Source organism: Embleya scabrispora, assembly GCF_002024165.1.
Lineage (GTDB): Bacteria > Actinomycetota > Actinomycetes > Streptomycetales > Streptomycetaceae > Embleya > Embleya scabrispora_A.
In genome coordinates this window covers 2,884,074-2,900,459 of record NZ_MWQN01000001.1, presented here as the reverse complement: position 1 = coordinate 2,900,459, position 16,386 = coordinate 2,884,074, and the positions used below count along the sequence as shown (strand labels likewise).

14 protein-coding genes are annotated in these 16,386 nt (G+C 72.1%); 6 read left to right on the top strand and 8 right to left on the bottom strand.

What is annotated here, in order from left to right; all coding sequences use genetic code 11:
• Window positions 1-99: 99 nt before the first annotated feature.
• A complete protein-coding gene (locus B4N89_RS12710) occupies window positions 100-1,719 on the top strand; it encodes a diguanylate cyclase domain-containing protein (RefSeq protein ID WP_078975967.1) in 1,620 nt (539 codons plus the stop codon).
• Between the two features lie 536 nt (window positions 1,720-2,255).
• Window positions 2,256-2,984, top strand: coding sequence for a CBM35 domain-containing protein (locus B4N89_RS49750; protein ID WP_161500707.1), 729 nt, complete (start codon window positions 2,256-2,258; stop codon window positions 2,982-2,984).
• A gap of 7 nt (window positions 2,985-2,991) precedes the next feature.
• Here B4N89_RS49750 and B4N89_RS12700 read toward each other — a convergent pair whose 3' ends face one another.
• Genes B4N89_RS12700 through B4N89_RS12680 form a run of 5 tightly spaced genes read right to left on the bottom strand, consistent with a single transcriptional unit; the run spans window position 2,992 to window position 7,879 of the window.
• A complete protein-coding gene (locus tag B4N89_RS12700) occupies window positions 2,992-3,759 on the bottom strand; it encodes an SAM hydrolase/SAM-dependent halogenase family protein (protein ID WP_078975965.1) in 768 nt (255 codons plus the stop codon).
• A 9-nt stretch (window positions 3,760-3,768) separates the two neighbouring features.
• Window positions 3,769-4,116: a thioredoxin family protein gene (locus B4N89_RS12695; RefSeq protein ID WP_078975964.1), complete on the bottom strand. Its 348-nt coding sequence runs from the start codon at window positions 4,114-4,116 to the stop codon at window positions 3,769-3,771.
• The gene (locus tag B4N89_RS12690; RefSeq protein WP_078975963.1) at window positions 4,113-4,616 is read right to left on the bottom strand and encodes a MerR family transcriptional regulator; all 504 of its coding nucleotides are present in this window, start codon (window positions 4,614-4,616) and stop codon (window positions 4,113-4,115) included. Before B4N89_RS12690 ends, B4N89_RS12695 begins: the two co-directional genes overlap by 4 nt.
• Before the next feature lie 54 nt (window positions 4,617-4,670).
• Window positions 4,671-7,055 carry a glycoside hydrolase family 65 protein gene (locus B4N89_RS12685; protein WP_078975962.1) on the bottom strand — a complete coding sequence of 795 codons (2,385 nt, stop codon included), beginning with the start codon at window positions 7,053-7,055 and terminating at the stop codon, window positions 4,671-4,673.
• On the bottom strand, window positions 7,052-7,879 hold the full coding sequence (locus B4N89_RS12680) for an HAD family hydrolase (RefSeq protein WP_078975961.1): 828 nt from the start codon (window positions 7,877-7,879) through the stop codon (window positions 7,052-7,054). The genes B4N89_RS12685 and B4N89_RS12680 overlap by 4 nt, the downstream gene beginning before the upstream one ends.
• Before the next feature lie 683 nt (window positions 7,880-8,562).
• Here B4N89_RS12680 and surE point away from each other — a divergent pair.
• Window positions 8,563-9,516 (top strand): 5'/3'-nucleotidase SurE, encoded by a 954-nt coding sequence (gene surE, locus B4N89_RS12675; protein WP_143657939.1) that lies wholly within the window; start codon window positions 8,563-8,565, stop codon window positions 9,514-9,516.
• A 165-nt stretch (window positions 9,517-9,681) separates the two neighbouring features.
• Here the strand turns inward: surE and B4N89_RS12670 are convergent, their stop codons facing one another.
• Window positions 9,682-10,413, bottom strand: coding sequence for an acyltransferase (locus B4N89_RS12670; RefSeq protein ID WP_078979314.1), 732 nt, complete (start codon window positions 10,411-10,413; stop codon window positions 9,682-9,684).
• Window positions 10,414-10,586: 173 nt separating this feature from the next.
• Here B4N89_RS12670 and B4N89_RS12665 point away from each other — a divergent pair, with 173 nt between their 5' ends.
• Together B4N89_RS12665 and B4N89_RS12660 are read left to right on the top strand one after the other, a co-directional pair.
• Window positions 10,587-11,630: a zinc-binding dehydrogenase gene (locus B4N89_RS12665; protein ID WP_078979313.1), complete on the top strand. Its 1,044-nt coding sequence runs from the start codon at window positions 10,587-10,589 to the stop codon at window positions 11,628-11,630.
• A 108-nt stretch (window positions 11,631-11,738) separates the two neighbouring features.
• Window positions 11,739-12,548, top strand: a complete 810-nt coding sequence (locus B4N89_RS12660; RefSeq protein ID WP_161500706.1) for a YidB family protein — start codon at window positions 11,739-11,741, stop codon at window positions 12,546-12,548.
• Between the two features lie 742 nt (window positions 12,549-13,290).
• On the opposite strand, the gene B4N89_RS12655 is transcribed toward B4N89_RS12660, so the two are convergent.
• Window positions 13,291-14,604, bottom strand: coding sequence for a cytochrome P450 (locus tag B4N89_RS12655; protein ID WP_078979312.1), 1,314 nt, complete (start codon window positions 14,602-14,604; stop codon window positions 13,291-13,293).
• Between the two features lie 100 nt (window positions 14,605-14,704).
• On the bottom strand, window positions 14,705-15,466 hold the full coding sequence (locus tag B4N89_RS12650; protein WP_078975958.1) for an SDR family NAD(P)-dependent oxidoreductase: 762 nt from the start codon (window positions 15,464-15,466) through the stop codon (window positions 14,705-14,707).
• 212 nt (window positions 15,467-15,678) lie between these two features.
• Here B4N89_RS12650 and B4N89_RS12645 point away from each other — a divergent pair, with 212 nt between their 5' ends.
• The gene (locus B4N89_RS12645; protein ID WP_235618592.1) at window positions 15,679-16,182 is read left to right on the top strand and encodes a MarR family winged helix-turn-helix transcriptional regulator; all 504 of its coding nucleotides are present in this window, start codon (window positions 15,679-15,681) and stop codon (window positions 16,180-16,182) included.
• The last annotated feature ends 204 nt before the right edge of the window (window positions 16,183-16,386 follow it).

Genomic DNA, 16,386 nt, shown 5'->3' with positions numbered 1-16,386 from the left:
CGGAACGTCGCCAACGCGAAGCCCGCTGTGATTCAGTTTCTCTGGTAAACGGACGATATCTGTTCAGAAGACACCGGCGTCGACCCCTGGGGGAGACCCATGACAGCCGAGACGGAGACCCACGTCCGGTTGGCGACTTTGCGCCTTTTGAACCGCGTCGTCGCCGACCTCAACGCCACGCGTGACCTCAAGGACACCCTGCAGGCCGTCGTCGACGGCGTGGTCTCGGGCCTGGGGTTCGGCGTGGCAGCGGTCAATCTCGTGCGCGCCGACGCCGATCTGGAGGTCGCCGCGGTGGCCGGCAACGACGAGTTGCGCAAGGCGATGGCCGGCCAGATCGGCTCGCGCGAGGGCTGGGACCGCATCCTGGCCGCCGCCGAGCCCTGGGGGCCGCTGCGCTTCCTCGGGCACCGCTCGGGGCAGGCCGACGTGGGCGACATCCCGAGCTGGATACCCGACCTGCCGATTCCCGACCACCCCGAGGCGTGGCATCCGCGCGACGCGCTGCTCGCGCCGCTGCACACGCCCGAGGGCGACCTGGTCGGCGTGTTGTCGGTGGACCTGCCGGTGGACGGCCTGCGGCCCGCCCCGTGGCGGCGCGAGGTGCTGGGCATGTTCGCCGCACAGGCGGCGATCGCGGTGGACAACGCGCGTCTGCGCAGCGACATGCAGCGCGCGGTGGCCCGCCTGGAGCGCGAGCAGCTCGCGCTGCGGGCCAGCGAGGAGAGCTTCCGGCAGGCATTCGAGTACGCGCCCAGCGGCATGGTGATGACCGGCGTGCGCGGCCACGAGCAGGGCCAGCTGCTGCGCGCCAACGACGCGCTGTGCCGGATGCTGGGCTACCCGGCGCCGGTGCTCAAGCGGCTCGGGCTCGGCGCGTTGGCGCATCCGGAGGATCGGCCGCTGCTCGGCGGGCACCTGGGCGGGACGGTGCCGGTGGCGGGCTGTACCGAGCTGCGGCTGGCCCGCAGCGACGGAACGTACCGGTGGGTTTCGCTGCGCACCTCCCAGGTGGCCGACGGGCTCGGCGATCTGCGGTTCGGGCTGACCCACGTGGAGGACATCGAGGACCGCAAGCAGCGTGAGCAGGCGCTGGTGCACGAGGCCAGCCACGATCCGCTCACCGGGCTGCCGAACGGGCGCGAGCTGCGAGCCCGGCTCGCCGCCCGGTTCGGCCTCAAGGCCGGGCTCCCGGCCGCCGGCCCGGGCGGCGACGTGCACGAGCCGTACGCGGACGAGTGGGCCGTACCCGCCGGCGCGATCCTGAGCATGCCCGAGGGCGCGGTGGTGGTCGTCGACGAGCCGCCCGCCGCCGAGCGTCGCGGCGTCGCGCTGCTGTTCTGCGACCTGGACGGGTTCAAGCACATCAACGACAACTTCGGCCACCACATCGGCGACGTGGTGCTCAAGGCGGTCGCCGAGCGGTTGACGGCCGCGGTGCGCGAGGGGGACACGGTGGCCCGGCTCGGCGGCGACGAGTTCGTGGTGCTGGCCGACGGGATCGGACGGGAGGAGGCGGAGGAGATGGCGGTGCGGTTGCGCCGTGCGTTGTCCGTGCCGATTCCGGCCGAGGGGTTGGCGGTGCCGCTGGAGGGGGCCAGCTTCGGGATCGGCTGGGCCGAGGAGGCGGCCGAGCCCGAGGATCTGCTGCGGATCGCCGATGAGCACATGTACGCGAACAAGCGTCGGCGGGATCGTGCGCAGCGGCGGGCCGGGTAGGGGCGGCGTTCGTCGCGCGGGTTGCGGGTGCGCTGTGGTCGGCTCGGTTCGGCGCTGCCCGCCCGCTCGGCCGTGGGGCGTACAGGCTGGGGTTCGCAGGCATCGGCCGGATTGGTACGGCCCCGCGGCCGGGCGCCGTGCCGTGTCGCTCGCTTCCTTGCGGTTTTGGTCATTGTGGGTGAATTCGGTCACCTGATGGGTGGGTTTTGTGCGGTCGGCGGCTCGGCCGTGTTTCGGGGGTGGTCGGCTGCCGTACGCCTCGGTAGGGCGTTTTCGTGACAGTCCCGTCACGCGGACACCACCACTTGTCGCACCCGTCGCCCGTTAGTGTGATGCCTGGTATTGACAAAGCCTGGCCTGGCGCACGTAGGGAGGACTACCCGATGACGGCGGGTACCAACGGTGAACCTGAAGACCCGTACGGGTACCTCTATCGGCCGGCGCCGGGTGAGGAAGCGGCCGACGGGACAGGGACGACCGGTGCGTACGGTTCTTCCGCCAATCGGATGATGCCGCAATATGTGCAGGTCGGGCAGATGAATTACGCCCAGCCGCCCCCGCACACCCAGCCGCAGGCGGCGATCCCGGCCCAGCACGAGCACGGCGGCGCGCAGCCCCCGCAGCAGCCCCGGCAGTCGCACGGCGGCGGCGGTGGTGGTGGTGGTGGTCGCGGCGTGATGATCGGCGCGGCGGTGGCGGTCCTGGTGGTGATCGGCGTGGTGGCGGGCCTGCTGCTGACGCGCGACAACGGCAAGGACGACAAGGCGAAGACGCCGGCCACGACGGCCGGCACGCAGACCACCGCGGGCCCCTCGCAGAGCGCGCCGCCGTCCTCGGCTCCGACCACCGCGCCCGGCGGCAAGTTCGCGATGGTGGAGGCGGAGGACGCCTCGCCCTCCGGCGGCGCCGTCGCGGTGGCCGGCGTGGCCTCGTCCTCGGGCAAGGGCCTGATCGACATGTCCGCCCCGGGGGCGACGATCACGTGGAAGGTGGAGGTGCCGAAGAAGGGCACCTACTACCTGGCGGTGAAGTTCCTCAACACGACCTCCGAGCAGCAGAACCTGTCGATCCTGGTCAACGGCAAGGACACGACCAACAAGGCCAAGCTCAAGAACTACGGCACGAACACCGTCACCGGCACCTGGAACATGGTGCAGCTCAACGAGGGTTCGAACGACGTCGCGCTCACCTGTGCCGCCGGGGAGAGCTGCAAGGCGGCGCTGGACCAGGTCTGGTTCGAGAACCAGCAGCCCACCCTGAAGTAGGCGGTCCTCACCCGGGACGGACGTCGATGCGGTCACCGGCGCGGACCCCGAGCAGGCCGGCCGCGTCGCCCCGGTTGACCGAGATCGCCAGGAAGCCGGCGGAGTCCGCGTACGCGACGAGTTCCCCCGCGGCCACCTCGCCGAAGGTGCCGCGCAGGGGGGCCGTCAGCACGCGCCCGCCGACCTCGATCCGCAGCGTGTCGGCGCCGGCGAAATCGGCCGTCGAGTGCGCGAGTTGCACGTTGCCGAAGTGGTCCACGGTCAGCACCTCGCCCGGCACGGGCTCGGCCGGTGCGGCCGGGTCGGTCACGGCCGGCCCGACCTCGGCGAACGGGGTGCCCGCCGCGAGGTGGGCGGCGACGGGCGCGAACACGTCCCGGCCGTGGAAGGTCCGCGAGACCCGGGCCAGGGTGAGTGCCGGATTGGCGATCTCGCGGATCTCCGTCGGCCCGCCGAGTTCGCGCGCGGCCCAGATCAGCAGCCCGTTGTCCGGCCCGACCAGCAGGTGCCCGCCCGCCCGCAGCACGATCGCCCGTCGGGTGGTGCCCACACCGGGGTCGACCACCGCGACGTGCACGCTGCCCGCCGGGAACCACGGCACCGTCTGGGCCAACACCAGCGCGCCGCGCCGGATGTCGCCGGGCGGCACCTGGTGGGTCACATCCACCACCGGTACCGCCGGCGCGATGCCGGCGATCACTCCGTGGCACGCGGCCACGAAACCGTCGGCAAGACCGTAGTCGGTGGTGAAGGTGATCCTGGGGGCGCCGGCCATCCTCGGAATCTACCGGGCGCGGGCGGGCCCGGCGTCGATCACGTCGGCGAGTTCGGCCAGGATCCAGCGCTTGGGGCGGGCCCCGACGAACTGCTTCACCGGCTCCCCGTCGCGAAAGAGCAGGAACGTCGGCATGGACAACACGCCGTAGCGGGCCGCGGTGGCCGGGTTGCGGTCGACGTCGAGCTTGACCACGCCCAGGTCCGGCCGCTCGATCGCGATCTGTTCGAGCACCGGCACCATCTGGCGGCACGGCGGGCACCAGTCGGCGGTGAACTCGACCAGGGTCGGCCGGTCGGCACGCAGCACGGCGGCGTCGAAATCGGCGTCCCGGACGTCGGGGACGTGAGCACTCATCGGGACTCCTTGGTGGACGCGGTGGGCGCGGCGGGCGGCCCGGAGGTCAGCGTGCAGCGGGGTTCCGGCGGTTCGGGCAGCGTCGCGGCGGCGGCGACCGCGGGCGTGGCCGGCCCGGGCGCCCGCTCGGCGGAGCCGCCGCCGGCGTGCGCCCGCTCGGTCTGTTCGAGTTGGCCGGCCAGGTGTGCCCGGATGGCCTGCATGCGGTCGATGCACGCGTCGAGTTCGGCCAGTTTGCGGCGGTATACCGCCAGCGACGCCGGGCACTCGTCGCCCGCGTCGTGCCCGGCGCGCAGGCACTCCACGAACGGCCGGGTCTCCTCCAGGTCGAAACCGATGTCCAGGAGCGCGCGGATCTCGCGCACCTGTCGGGCGTCGTCCTCGTCGTAGTCGCGATAGCCGCTGCTGGTCCGACGGGCCGACAGCAGGCCGCGTTGCTCGTAGTAGCGCAGGGCCCGCGTGCTGGTCCCCGCGCGCTCAGCCAGTTCTCCGATGCGCATGTTCGAAACGGTAGACCTTGACGCGGACGTCAAGGCCAGGGACACCCGCCGCGATCAGCCCGGGCTGGGCCCGGTGGGGTGGGCGTCCGGGACGCCCTGGCGGCGCACCGGGACCCGGCCCGCGGGCTGTCCCGGCGGGGTGTCCCGGGTGAGCTCCGGGATGTCGAGCGTCAGCGGCTTGCCGGGGACCAGCGTGTGCTCCTCGCCGTGGTGCAGGAACGGGATCTCGGCGCCCTCGCGCAGCGTGTATGTGGTGCGCTCGTGGGTGGTCTCCACCCGCAGCCGCGCACCGCGCACCGACAACGAGAAGCGCAGCGCGGTCAGCCCGACCGGCAGGCGCGGCTTGAAGGACATGCGCTCGCCGTGGTCGCGCAGCCCGCCGAAGCCCGCGACCAGCGCCACGCAGGTGCCCGCCAGGGAGGCCATGTGCAGGCCGTCCTTGGTGTTCTTGGCCAGGTCGTGCAGGTCCATCAGGGCCGCTTCGGCGGTGTAGTCCAGGGCCAGTTCGAGATGGCCGACCTCGGCCGCCATGACCGCCTGGGTGCAGGCCGACAGGGACGAGTCGCGTACGGTCAGCGCCTCGTAGTAGTCGAAGTTGCGCCGCTTCTGCTCGTCGGTGAACGCGTCCCCGCGCACCTGCATGGCCAACACCAGGTCGGCCTGCTTGACGACCTGTTTGCGGTAGATGTCGAAGTACGGGTAGTGCAGCATCAGCGGGTAGTGGTCCGGCGGGGTGTTCTCGAAGTCCCAGATCCGGTGCTTGGTGAAGCCGTCGGCCTGCGGGTGCACCCCCAGGTCCTCGTCATAGGGGATGTACATCGCGCTCGCCGCGTCGCGCCAACTCGCCGCCTCCTCGGTGTTCACCTCCAGGGCGCGGGCCTCGTGCGGGTGCCGTCCCACCGCGTCGGCGGCGGCGAGCAGGTTCGACTGCGCCATGAGGTTGGTGTAGACGTTGTTGTCGGCGAGCGCGCTGTACTCGTCCGGGCCGGTGACCCCGTTGATCCGGAACAGGCCCGCCGCGTCGTGGTGGCCCAGCGAGCGCCACATCCGCGCGGTCTCGACCAGGATCTCCAAGCCGAAGTCGCGCTCGAAGTCCCGGTCACCGGTGGCCCGGACGTAGCGCGCGACGGCGACCGCGATGTCCGCGCCGATGTGGAACGCGGCGGTGCCCGCGGGCCAGTAGCCCGAGCACTCCTCGCCGCGGATCGTCCGCCACGGGAACAGCGCGCCGCGCAGGCCCAGTTGGGCGGCGCGTTCGCGGGCCAGCGGCAGCGTCGAGTGCCGCCAGCGCAGCGCCTGGGCGACCGCGTGCGGGAGCCCGTACGTGAGCACCGGCAGGACGAACACCTCGGTGTCCCAGAAGCAGTGCCCGTCGTAGCCCGGCCCGGTCAGCCCCTTCGCCGGGATGGCCCGCTCCTCGGCCCGCGCGCCCGCCTGGAGCACGTGGAACATCGCGAAGCGCACCGCCTGTTGCAGTTCGACGTCGCCCTCGACCTCGATGTCGGAGTTGTCCCAGAACTCCTTGAGGTAGCCCCGCTGTTCGGCGACCAGACCGGCCCACCCGGTGTAGCGGGCGGCGGTCAGCGCGGCGGCCACCTGGTCGCGCAGCGCGGGCAGCGAGCGGGTGGAGGACCAGCCGTAGGCGATGTACTTGACGATCCGCAGCTTGGCGCCCCGGTCGAGCACCGTGGTCACGCTGAACCGGGCCAGGTCGGGGGCGCTCTCGGTCTCCATGTACATGCCCTCGGGACCGTCGATCTCGTGGTCCATGCCGGCCGCGACGCGCAGTCCGCTGTGCTCGGTGCGGTGCACCAGGATCGCCTTGCCGCCGTTGTGCGTGTGCTCTTCGGCGCGCAGCGGCGCCTCCAGGACGGCGGCGGCGCGCGGATCGGCGTTCGGCAGCGGCAGTTCCTCGTTGGTGACCAGTTCCGACTGGAGCACGATTCGGGCGGGGCCGTCTATCGGTTCGATCTCGTACTCGATCGCGGCGATCGAGCGTTGGGTGAGCGAGACCAGCCGCCTGGAGGTGACCCGGACGGTGCGGCCGGCGGGCGAGGTCCACAACGCGCGGCGGTGCAGCACCCCCTCGCGGAAGTCGATCGAGCGCTCGTGGTCCTGGGTCTGCCCGTAGCGCAGGTCGAACGGCTCGTCGTCGACCAGGAGCCGGATGATCTTGCCGTTGGTGACGTTGATGACGCTCTGGCCGGACTCGGGGTAGCCGTATCCGGCCTCCGCGTAGGGCAGCGGGCGCAGTTCGAAGACGCCGTTGAGGTAGGTGCCGGGCAGGCCGTGCGGTTCGCCCTCGTCGAGGTTGGCGCGCAGTCCGATGTGGCCGTTGGAGAGCGCGAACACCGACTCCGACTGGGGCAGGTGGTCCGGGTCCAGGGTCTGTTCGGTGATGCCCCACGGCTCGACGGTGTAGGGGTGTGGGGTGCTCATGCCGTGCCTTCCGCCGAGGGCCGCCCGGTCGCCGGGTCACCGCTTCGGTCGCCACCGGTGTCGCTGCCGGTGACGTCGGCGGTGTCGCCGCTCGGGTGGTCGAGGAGTTCGTCGAGATCCGATACCACCACGTCCGCGCCGTGCCTGCGCAGTTCCTCGGCCTGTCCGACCCGGTCCACGCCGACCACGTGACCGAAGTCACCTGCCCGGCCCGCCGCGACGCCGGCCAGCGCGTCCTCGAACACGGCCGCGTGCGCGGGGGCCACGCCCAGCGCCTTCGCCCCGGCGAGGAAGGTGTCGGGCGCGGGTTTGCCCTCGAGGTGGTCGCGCTTGGCCACCAGGCCGTCGACGATGGCGTCGAACAGGTGGAAGATGTCCGCGGCGCGCAGCACGTCCTCGCAGTTGGCGCTGGAGGACACCACGGCACACGGCAGCTTCGCCGCCCGAGCGGCGTGCACGTAGCGCACGGAGCCGGGATAGACCTCCACGCCCCCGTCGTGGATCAGCCGCAAGACCAGGTCGTTCTTGGCGTTGCTGAGGCCGTACACGGTGGCGCTCCCCGGCGGGTCGCCCTCGTCGCCCAGGGGCAGTTCGATGCCGCGCGACTCCAGGAAGGAGCGGGTGCCGTCCAGGCGCGGCTTGCCGTCCACGAACGTGTCGTAGTCACGTCTGGGATCGAACGGAGTGAAGCCGGCGCCGTCGCGTTCGCGCAGGAAGCGGTCGAAGGTCTCCTTCCAGGCGACGCCGTGCACCTTGGCGGTTTGGGTGAGGACCCCGTCGAGGTCGAAGAGAAGCGCGTGGATGGTGTTCGGCAGCCCCAACATGGCGGGTTTACTGCCCCCGATACCGGGGTGTTATCCGTGCGGTGATCTTTTCGGATGACACTGGGGACGAGATGGCGTGTCACGTGTGGTGCTTGAGCACGTTTTGACCGCAATGATGTTGAATTCCGGAAGTGGCACGCGTGGGGCGGCTACCGGACCACCCGGCCCGCATCGACCGGAGGCATTCGGCCGGTGCCGGCCTCGGCGGGGTCCGAGTGGAGGACGTCGGCGTCGGCGTCGGTGACCGTTTCGGGCCGGACCGTCGACGCCGACGGGCCGGCCGGGCCCGGCGCGCGCGGGTGCGCCCGGGGCCCGGTCGGCCCATCGGCAGACTGATGCGGCGTCAGATCACGGTGGTGCAGCGGGACTTCGGGCGGCGCGGTCGGACCGTCCCGGCAGTGCGGGGTGGGCCGAATCGCCCGCGCGTGCCCATTGCAATGTCCGACCGATGACCCTATTTTCGCTATCCGCCGGCTGACACGTGTCGAATCGCAGGGTGCATCCCGTCCGATTCACCCCTCCGTACACGTCGTTCGACCCGTACTTCGCCCACCGTTCCAGGTCGGGGCGACACGGTTTCGCCCAGCCGTTCCGCGTTGCGCACGGGGAACCCGCGACACCGATCACGTCGGTCGCGCGGGGCGGTTCGGCGCGTGCAGACCTTCTTGCCTACGGAGGACGAGATGGCCATATCCGGTGGAAAACGTGTGGTGACCCTCGCGGTGGGGGTGACCGCCGCCGCGCTGCTCGCGGCGAGCGCGCCCGTGGCGGTCGCGAGCGACGACGCGCGCGGTGCGCAGGCGCCGCGCAGGCTCAGCATTTTGATCAGCAACGACGACGGGCACCAGGGTCCGTTCATCCGGGCCCTGCAGAAGGCGCTGCGCGCCGCCGGGCACGACGCGGTGATCGTCGCGCCCGCCACGGACCAGTCCGGCAAGGGCACCGGGATCAACGCCACGCCCGGCTCGATCGTCAAGGCGGCCGAGGTGGAGCCCGGCATCTGGTCGGTCGCGGGCACGCCCGCCGACTCGGTCTCGTTCGGGCTCGCGAACGTCTTCCGCGACCGCAAGCCGGACCTGGTGGTCACCGGGATCAACCCCGGGCAGAACATCGGCGCCACCACGAACCACTCGGGCACGGTCGGCGCGTCGATCACCGCCGCGGAGAAGGGCATCCCGGCGGTGGCGTTCAGCGCCGAGTACAGCACCGCCGATCCGCGCAACCCGTTCCCGCAGATGCCGCAGGCGACGGCCTTCGCGACGCAGTTGGTGAACCGGCTGGCGGCCACCGCGCGCCGGAACGGCCCGCTGCTGCCCGCGCACACCACGCTCAACGTGAACTATCCGGCCAAGCCGACCGGCCGGGTGGAGATGACGAACGTGGGCGAGGCCGACTTCCTGGCGGTGAGCTACGTCAAGGACCCGTCCTGCGACACCTGCTACAAGCTGGATCTGGGCCTGGCGCCGAACGTGGACGAGCCGGTGCGGAACGCGGACACCACCGCGATCGGCAAGGGGTCGGTGTCCGTCTCGATGCTCGACGCCGACTGGACGGTGCCGGGGTGGCAGCGGGGGCAGCAGTCGCGGGTGCTGGACGCGGTGGGTGTGCAGTTGCGGTTGTCGGGGCTGAAGGCGTGAGCGCGTGACCGGGTGACGGTGTAACCCGGGCCGGATCTGATCGGGTCGGATCGGGTCGGGTCGGGCGTGCGGGGTCGGATCGGGTGGCCGGCCCCGCGTGTCGACGCGGGGCCGGCCACCCGGGCACGGCGGTTTCACGTGGAACCCATGGGCGCACCGACGCGCCTACTGGCCGCCGGAGGCGTCGTACTCGGTGAGCAGGGCGACCAGTTCGTCGTGGGTGATTCCGTCCGGCAGCGGCGTGGGGGTGTGCCGCAGCGGCGGGTCCCAGCCGGTTTCGGTGCGCCGGCGGACCACCTTCGCGGGCACGCCCGCTATCACGCTGTGGTCGGGCACCGTGCCGCGCACCACGGAGCCGGCGGCGACCACCACGTTGCGGCCGAGTTTGGCGCCGGGCAGGACGATCACGCCCGCGCCGAGCCAACTGCCCGCGCCGATCTCCACGGTGTCGTTGATCGGCCACTGGGTGCCGATCGGGCGATCCGGGTCGGCGTAGCTGTGGTTCTGGTCGGTGATGTAGATGTACGGCCCGGTCCACACGTCGTCGGCGATGGTGATCGAGCGGTGCCCGACGATGTGGCTCCCGCGCCCGATCGTGCACCGGTCGCCGATGGTGACCACCGCCGCGCTGCCCAGGTCGTGCCCCGGGGCCAGGCCGGCGGACAGCGTGACGTGCTCGCCGATGATGCAGCCGGCGCCCACGGTGATCCACTCCTCGCCGAACACCGAGCCGACCGGGAAGGCCAGTTTGCTGTCCGCGCCCAGCCGCCGGAACCGGTACGGACCGGGCTGCTCGGAGGTGATCGCGCCCGCCCGCTGCAGTGCCCGCCAGCCTCGGTGCGCGGCGCGGGAGAGGGCGCCCCGGGCGTGCCCGCGCAGGGCTTGCGACAGCGACATGGAGATCACCGTACCGACGTGCGCGCGCGGCTCGGCGGGCCGTGGGACGAACGTCACGCCGGGCGGTTTCGGGGCTGTCGGGGGTTGGCTTCACACGGCTTCTGTAACAGTGTTACCGGAGGCGTCGGGCGTGGCGCCGGAGGACGGGCATCCGAACCAGTCAGGGAGTGGACATGCGTGCCGTCGTCGTCAACGGAACCCGGGACGTGAGCGTGGAAAAGGTCGCGGACCCGGTGCTCGCCGGTCCGGACGGGGCGATCGTCCAGGTGACCGCGAGTGCCCTGTGCGGCTCCGATCTGCACTTCTACGAGGGCGAGTTCCCGGCCGTCGGGCTGCGCCCGGGGCACGAGGTGGTCGGCACGGTGGTCGAGGTCGGCGCGGACGTGGGCCGGATCGCAGTGGGCGATCGGGTGCTGGTGTCGCCGGTGATCGGGTGTGGGCGGTGCGCGGGGTGTCGAGCCGGCAATCCGATCGACTGTGTGGGTGGCGGTGTGCGGGTGCTGGGCGGCGACGTCGGGCTGCCGGGCGGGCATGCCGAGGCGGTGGCGGTGCCGGCCGCCGACGCGTGGCTCCTGCCGGTGCCCGAGGACGTCTCGGTGGACCACGCGGTGCTGCTCACCGACGCGCTGCCGACCGGCTGGACGGCGGCGACCCGGGCCGACATCTCGCCGGGCGCCACGGTGCTGGTGATCGGGCTCGGTCCGGTGGGGCTGTACGCGCTGCAGGCGGCCCAGGTGCTCGGCGCGGGGCGGATCCTGGCCGCGGACCGGGTGCCCGAGCGACTCGCGATGGCCGAACGCCTCGGCGCGGAGCCGATCGACGCGACCCGGGGCGACCTGGCCGAGCAGGTGCGGGCGGCCACCGGCGGGCTCGGGGCGGACGCGGTGATCGAGGCGGTCGGGCAGGACGCGACGCTGAGCGCGGCGATCGCTTCGGTGCGCAGTTCGGGCACCGTTTCGGTGGTGGGGGTGGACGCGAACTTCGCGTTTCCGATCGCCGTGCCGCTGCTGCTGATCCGCAATGTCACGCTGCGCTTCACCACGGCGCCGGTGGCGGCCACGTGGCCGACGCTGATCCCGCTGATCCGGTACGGCCGGTTGATCCCGGTCGACGTGTTCACCCATCGGATGCCGCTGAGCGAGGCGGCGGCCGGGTACCGCACCTTCGCGGATCGTACGGACGGCTGCCTCAAGGTGCTGTTCGACCCGACCCGCTGATCGACTCGTCGCCCGATGGGCGTACTGCCGACGTGCCCACCGCGAACTACTATCCCATTTACCCCACTATGGGAGCCTGATCGGGCTACCTGTGCAGGGAGAAGACGGATGAGCGGCGGAATGGGCCTCCCCGGCGGACTCGGCGGCATCCTGGGCAACCTGCTCGGTGGGCCCGGCGGCAATCGGAACGGGGCGCTGGCGGGGGTGTTGCTCGGTCTGCTGAGCCGACAGGGCGGCTCCGGCGGCCTGGCGGCGCTGGTGCAGCGGCTGCGGGACGGCGGACTCGACGAGCAGGCCCGGTCGTGGGTGGACACCGGGCGCAATCAGCCGGTGAGCGGCAAGGAACTCACCGACGCGCTCGGTGAGGACGAGATGGTCCGGTTGGCCGGTCGGGCGGGTCTGACCAAGGAGGAGACCGCCGCCGCGCTGGCCGCGACGCTGCCGGGTGTGGTGGACGCGGTGACCCCCGGAGGCGAGTTGCCGGCCGCCGAGCGGATCGACGCGCTGATCGACCCGACGTCGGCGGTCCCGGCTCCGCCGAGGGCTCCCGAGGTCGGATCGGCGGCGGAGTCGGATGGGGAGCCGGGTGCGGGATCGGGCGCCGGGGCGGAGCCGGGTGCGGGATCGGGGACCGAACCGGCTGCGGCGGAGGCGGGGGGCGGGGCGGGGTCGAGGGCCGATGCCACGACCGGCGCAGAGGCAACGGCCGGGGACGAGTCCGACGGCGAGGCCGAGCCGGCGCCCACGGCGGGGTCGGATGCGGAGGGCGAGTCCGGGCCGGACGGCGGGCCCGACGGCGAAGCCGAGTCGGCGTCCGAGGACGAAGCCGAACCCGCGTCCGAGCCGGAAGGCGACTCCGCGCCCGGGACGTCAGCCGAACCCGCAGCCGAGACCGGGCCATCGACGTCCGAGCGCTGATTCGAGCGAAGCCGCGACCCGCAGCGCCACCGGCGAAGCGGCATGGAACCGGAACCCGATGCCGCGCAGCGGTGGAGCGAAGGGGAACCGGAACCCACTGCGCCGCCGGTGAGACGGAACCGCAGCCTGACACCATGCAACGGTCAGGCGAAGCGCATCCGCAACCCACCGCCATCAGCGAAGCGAAACGGAACCGCAGCCTGGCACCACACGGCGGTGGAGCGAAGTGGAGCCGCGACCCGCTGCGCCACCGGTACAGCGCAGTGCCACCGGAACCACCAGGCGCCGCCGCAGCGGCAACGCCCCCGACGGAGCGCAGCGAAGGGGAGGCCACTCCGCGCGCAACCACGAACCCGGCAGCTCGGCCGTCGAGGTTCGGCCGGAGTCGTGAGGGTGAGCAGATGGGTCCGCGTCGGGTGAGGGCACACCCGGACGGGCCCGCATCGGGGATGAGGCGAAGTGGCTCTCCTCCGCTGCGCTCCGTCGGGGGGCGGAAGGGCGAGGGGGCGTTGCCGCCGCGCGGCGCCTGGTTGCCGGTTCCGCCGCGCCGCACCGGTGGCGTAGTGGGTTGCGGCTGCGCTGCGCTCCGCCGCTGCGTGGCCTCGGGTTCGGGTCGCGTTGCGCTTTGCTCGTGGCGCGGTCGGTTGTGGCCGCGTCGCGCTCGCCGTTGCGTCGGGGTGGGGTCGGCCGCGCACCGGGTGGTTTGCTCTGGTGGTGTTGTGGACCGGGGTTGGTTTTGTGGTCAGGCTTCGGGGTGGGTTCGTGGGGTGGGGGTGAACTCGCAGTTCATGTGTTTGATGCCGTTGATGAACATCGAGCGCAATCGCTGCGGCTCGCCCACCACTCGGATGTCCGGCAGTCGGTGCAGCAACTCACGGAACAGCAGGGTGATTTCGCGGCGTGCCAGGTGCGCGCCGAGGCAGAAGTGCGGTCCGCGCGCGCCGAAGCCGACGTGGGGGTTCGGGTCGCGGGTGAGGTCGAATCGGGTCGGGTCGGTGAACACCGTTTCATCCCGATTTGCCGACCAGTAGAACAGCAGCAGCTTGTCGCCGTTCCGGACCTGCTTGCCGTTCAACTCGGTGTCCCGGACGGCGGTGCGCCGCATCCACACCACCGGCGAGGCCAGTCGCACGATCTCCTCCACGGCGGTCGGCGCGTATCGATCGAAGTCCGAGCGCCACAACCGGTGTTGGTCCGGATTCTCGGTCAGCAGCCACAGTCCGTGCGAGATCGCGTTGCGGGTGGTCTCGTTGCCGGCGGCCAGCAGCAGGATGAAGAACGAGGCCAGTTCGTCCGCGCTCAGGCTCTCCCCGTCGATCTCCGCGTTGACCAGGGCGGAGGTCACGTCGTCGGTGGGGGTGGTACGCCGGAACTCGGCCAGATCGCCCATCAGTCGGGCGAGTTCGGCACCTGCCGTGAGCAGCGCCTCGATGTGGACGCCGCCCTCCTGGGGCACGTATTCGGGGTCCGCGACGCCGAGGATCACGTTGGAGCGCTCGAAGACGAAGCGGCGGTCCGTGCTCGGCACGCCCATCATGTCGCAGATCACGTCGAGCGGCAGGCGGGCGGCGACGTCGGTGACGAAGTCGCAGGAGCCGCGTTCGGCCACGTCGTCGACGATGGTGCGGGCGGTGCGGTCCACGTCCTCGGAGAACTGCTTGATCATCCTGGGGGTGAAGGCGCGGGCGACGATCCGGCGCAGCCGCTGATGCCTGGGGTCGTCCATCTCGATCATGGAACCGAAGAACTCGCCGAAGCCCGGCGGGAAGTCGGGTATGTGGGTCGCGCCCCGCCCCGAACAGAAGTCCTCCGGGCGCCGGGTCGCCTCCGCGACGTCGGCGTGCCGGGTCAGCGCCCAAAAGCCGGGGCCGGGCTCCAGCGGGCTCTCCGGCTCCGGGTAGTAGGGCATCGGCCAGGTGGCGCGCAGTCGGGCGAAGCCCCGCTCGCGGGCGGCCGGCGGGCCCGACCAGAAGTCCAGGTCCGCGAGCGGGACGTCGGCGGGCCACGCCCTGGGATTCGGGTCGGTCGTGCTCGGTTCAGCCGTCTCGGCCGTCATGCCGCCCACTCCGATCGCGCGTTGTTACTCGCGGGTTCGGTAATCAGTGCAGCACACATGCGGCCGGCGATCCAGGGGTGCGGGCGCGATTTCGCGGGAGTCAGGTGGTGATCGCGCCGCCGTTGACCTGGAGGGTCTGGCCGGTGATCCAGGCGCTTTCGGTCGAGGCGAGGAACGCGCAGATCGCGCCGGCGTCCTCGGGGGTGCCCAGGCGCCCCACCGGTATGCGCTCGGCCTGCTCGGCGGTGTGCGCGAGTTCGCGACCGCTGGGGCGTGGGTCCATCAGGCCGAGCGCGACCGTGTTCGCGGTCACGCCGTCGCGCGCGGTCTCCATCGCGAGGTGGCGCATGAAGGCGATGGCGCCGCCCTTCGCGGCCCCGTACAGCGAGATGCCGAACGCCTGGCCGCTCACCCCGGCGGCCGAGGCGATGGTGATCACCCGTCCGAAGCGGCGCGCGCACATCCCGTCGAGCACCGCCTTGGTGCACGCCATCACGCCGAAGAGGTTGACGTCGGCGAAGCGTTGCCAGTCCTCGGGCACCGTCTGCCGGAACCGGGTCGGGCGAAACCCCTCGGCGCCGCCGTTGCCGGCGTTGTTGACCAGGATGTCGACCGGCGCGACGGCGCGCTCGAAGGCGCGGATCGCCAAAAGCGCGGCCCTGGGGTCGGTGACGTCGAATACGGCGGGGTACGCCCGCCCGCCGGCGTCCCGGATCGTGGTCGAGACCCGCTCGGCGCGCTCGGCGTCGAGGTCGTTCACGGCCACGATCGCGCCCTGCGCGGCGAGCAGTCGGGCGATGCCCGCGCCGACGCCCTGCCCCGCGCCGGTCACCAGCGCGGCCCTGCCGTCGAGTGCGAACACGCGGCTCTCCCGGGGGAATCGATCGGTTCGACGACGGTCCTGGGCCCGGCGTCGATCATGACGCGCGCAGCCAACCACCGGCCCCTACACGTGTCAATGCTGGACTCCATCAATTACCTTCGACCGGTGGGGGCACGGACCTAGACTGTGGAACGCCCGCCTCCGCCATACGAAACCGTACGGCGTTGCTTCCCTCCCGGAGGACTCGTCCAGTGACCCCGTCAGCCGAGTCGCCCACTCCGGAACGACAGGAGTCGCGGCACCACGTCCAGACCGCGCTCGAACGCCTGATCCGGCTCCAGCAGAGCCGCCGCGTGCACGGCGAACTCACCAGCGCCTCGCGCGCCCAGGTCTCGCAGCCGGCCGTGGTGTTGCTGGCCCGGTTGCAGGCGGGTGGCGGCGGCCTGGCGATCGGCGATCTGGCCAAGCTCGCCCGGATGGACATGTCGCTGGTCAGCCGGGAGTTGCGCAAGCTGGAGGCGGACGAGTTGGTCACCCGGACCACCGACGCGCGCGACGGCCGGATCACCCGGGTCGGCCTCACCCCCAAGGGCCGCGGCGTGGTGCGCCGGCTGCGTCGGGTGCGGGACCGGCACTTCGAGGATGCGCTGTCCGGGTGGTCCGACGAGGACCTCGCCGCCCTCGGCGCGCTGATGGGCCGCTTCGTCGACGACCTCTCCGCCGTGCGCTACCGCGAGGCCGACGACACCGCCTGACCCGGCAGGCGGCGCGTTCGCCGTATCGGCCGACGCCGCGCCGCGGCGCGGGCGATCGCGCACGGCTGTCGCGTGGCCGACGGGATCGGTCGTCGGTTCCGCCCGCTTTGTGGGCGGCTCGGCTGGACAGCGTCCGCGTGTCCACCAGACTGTGTGCCTGGACCGGGCGGTTTGTCGGCCGTCGGGTCGAACTCGCGTGCCCGT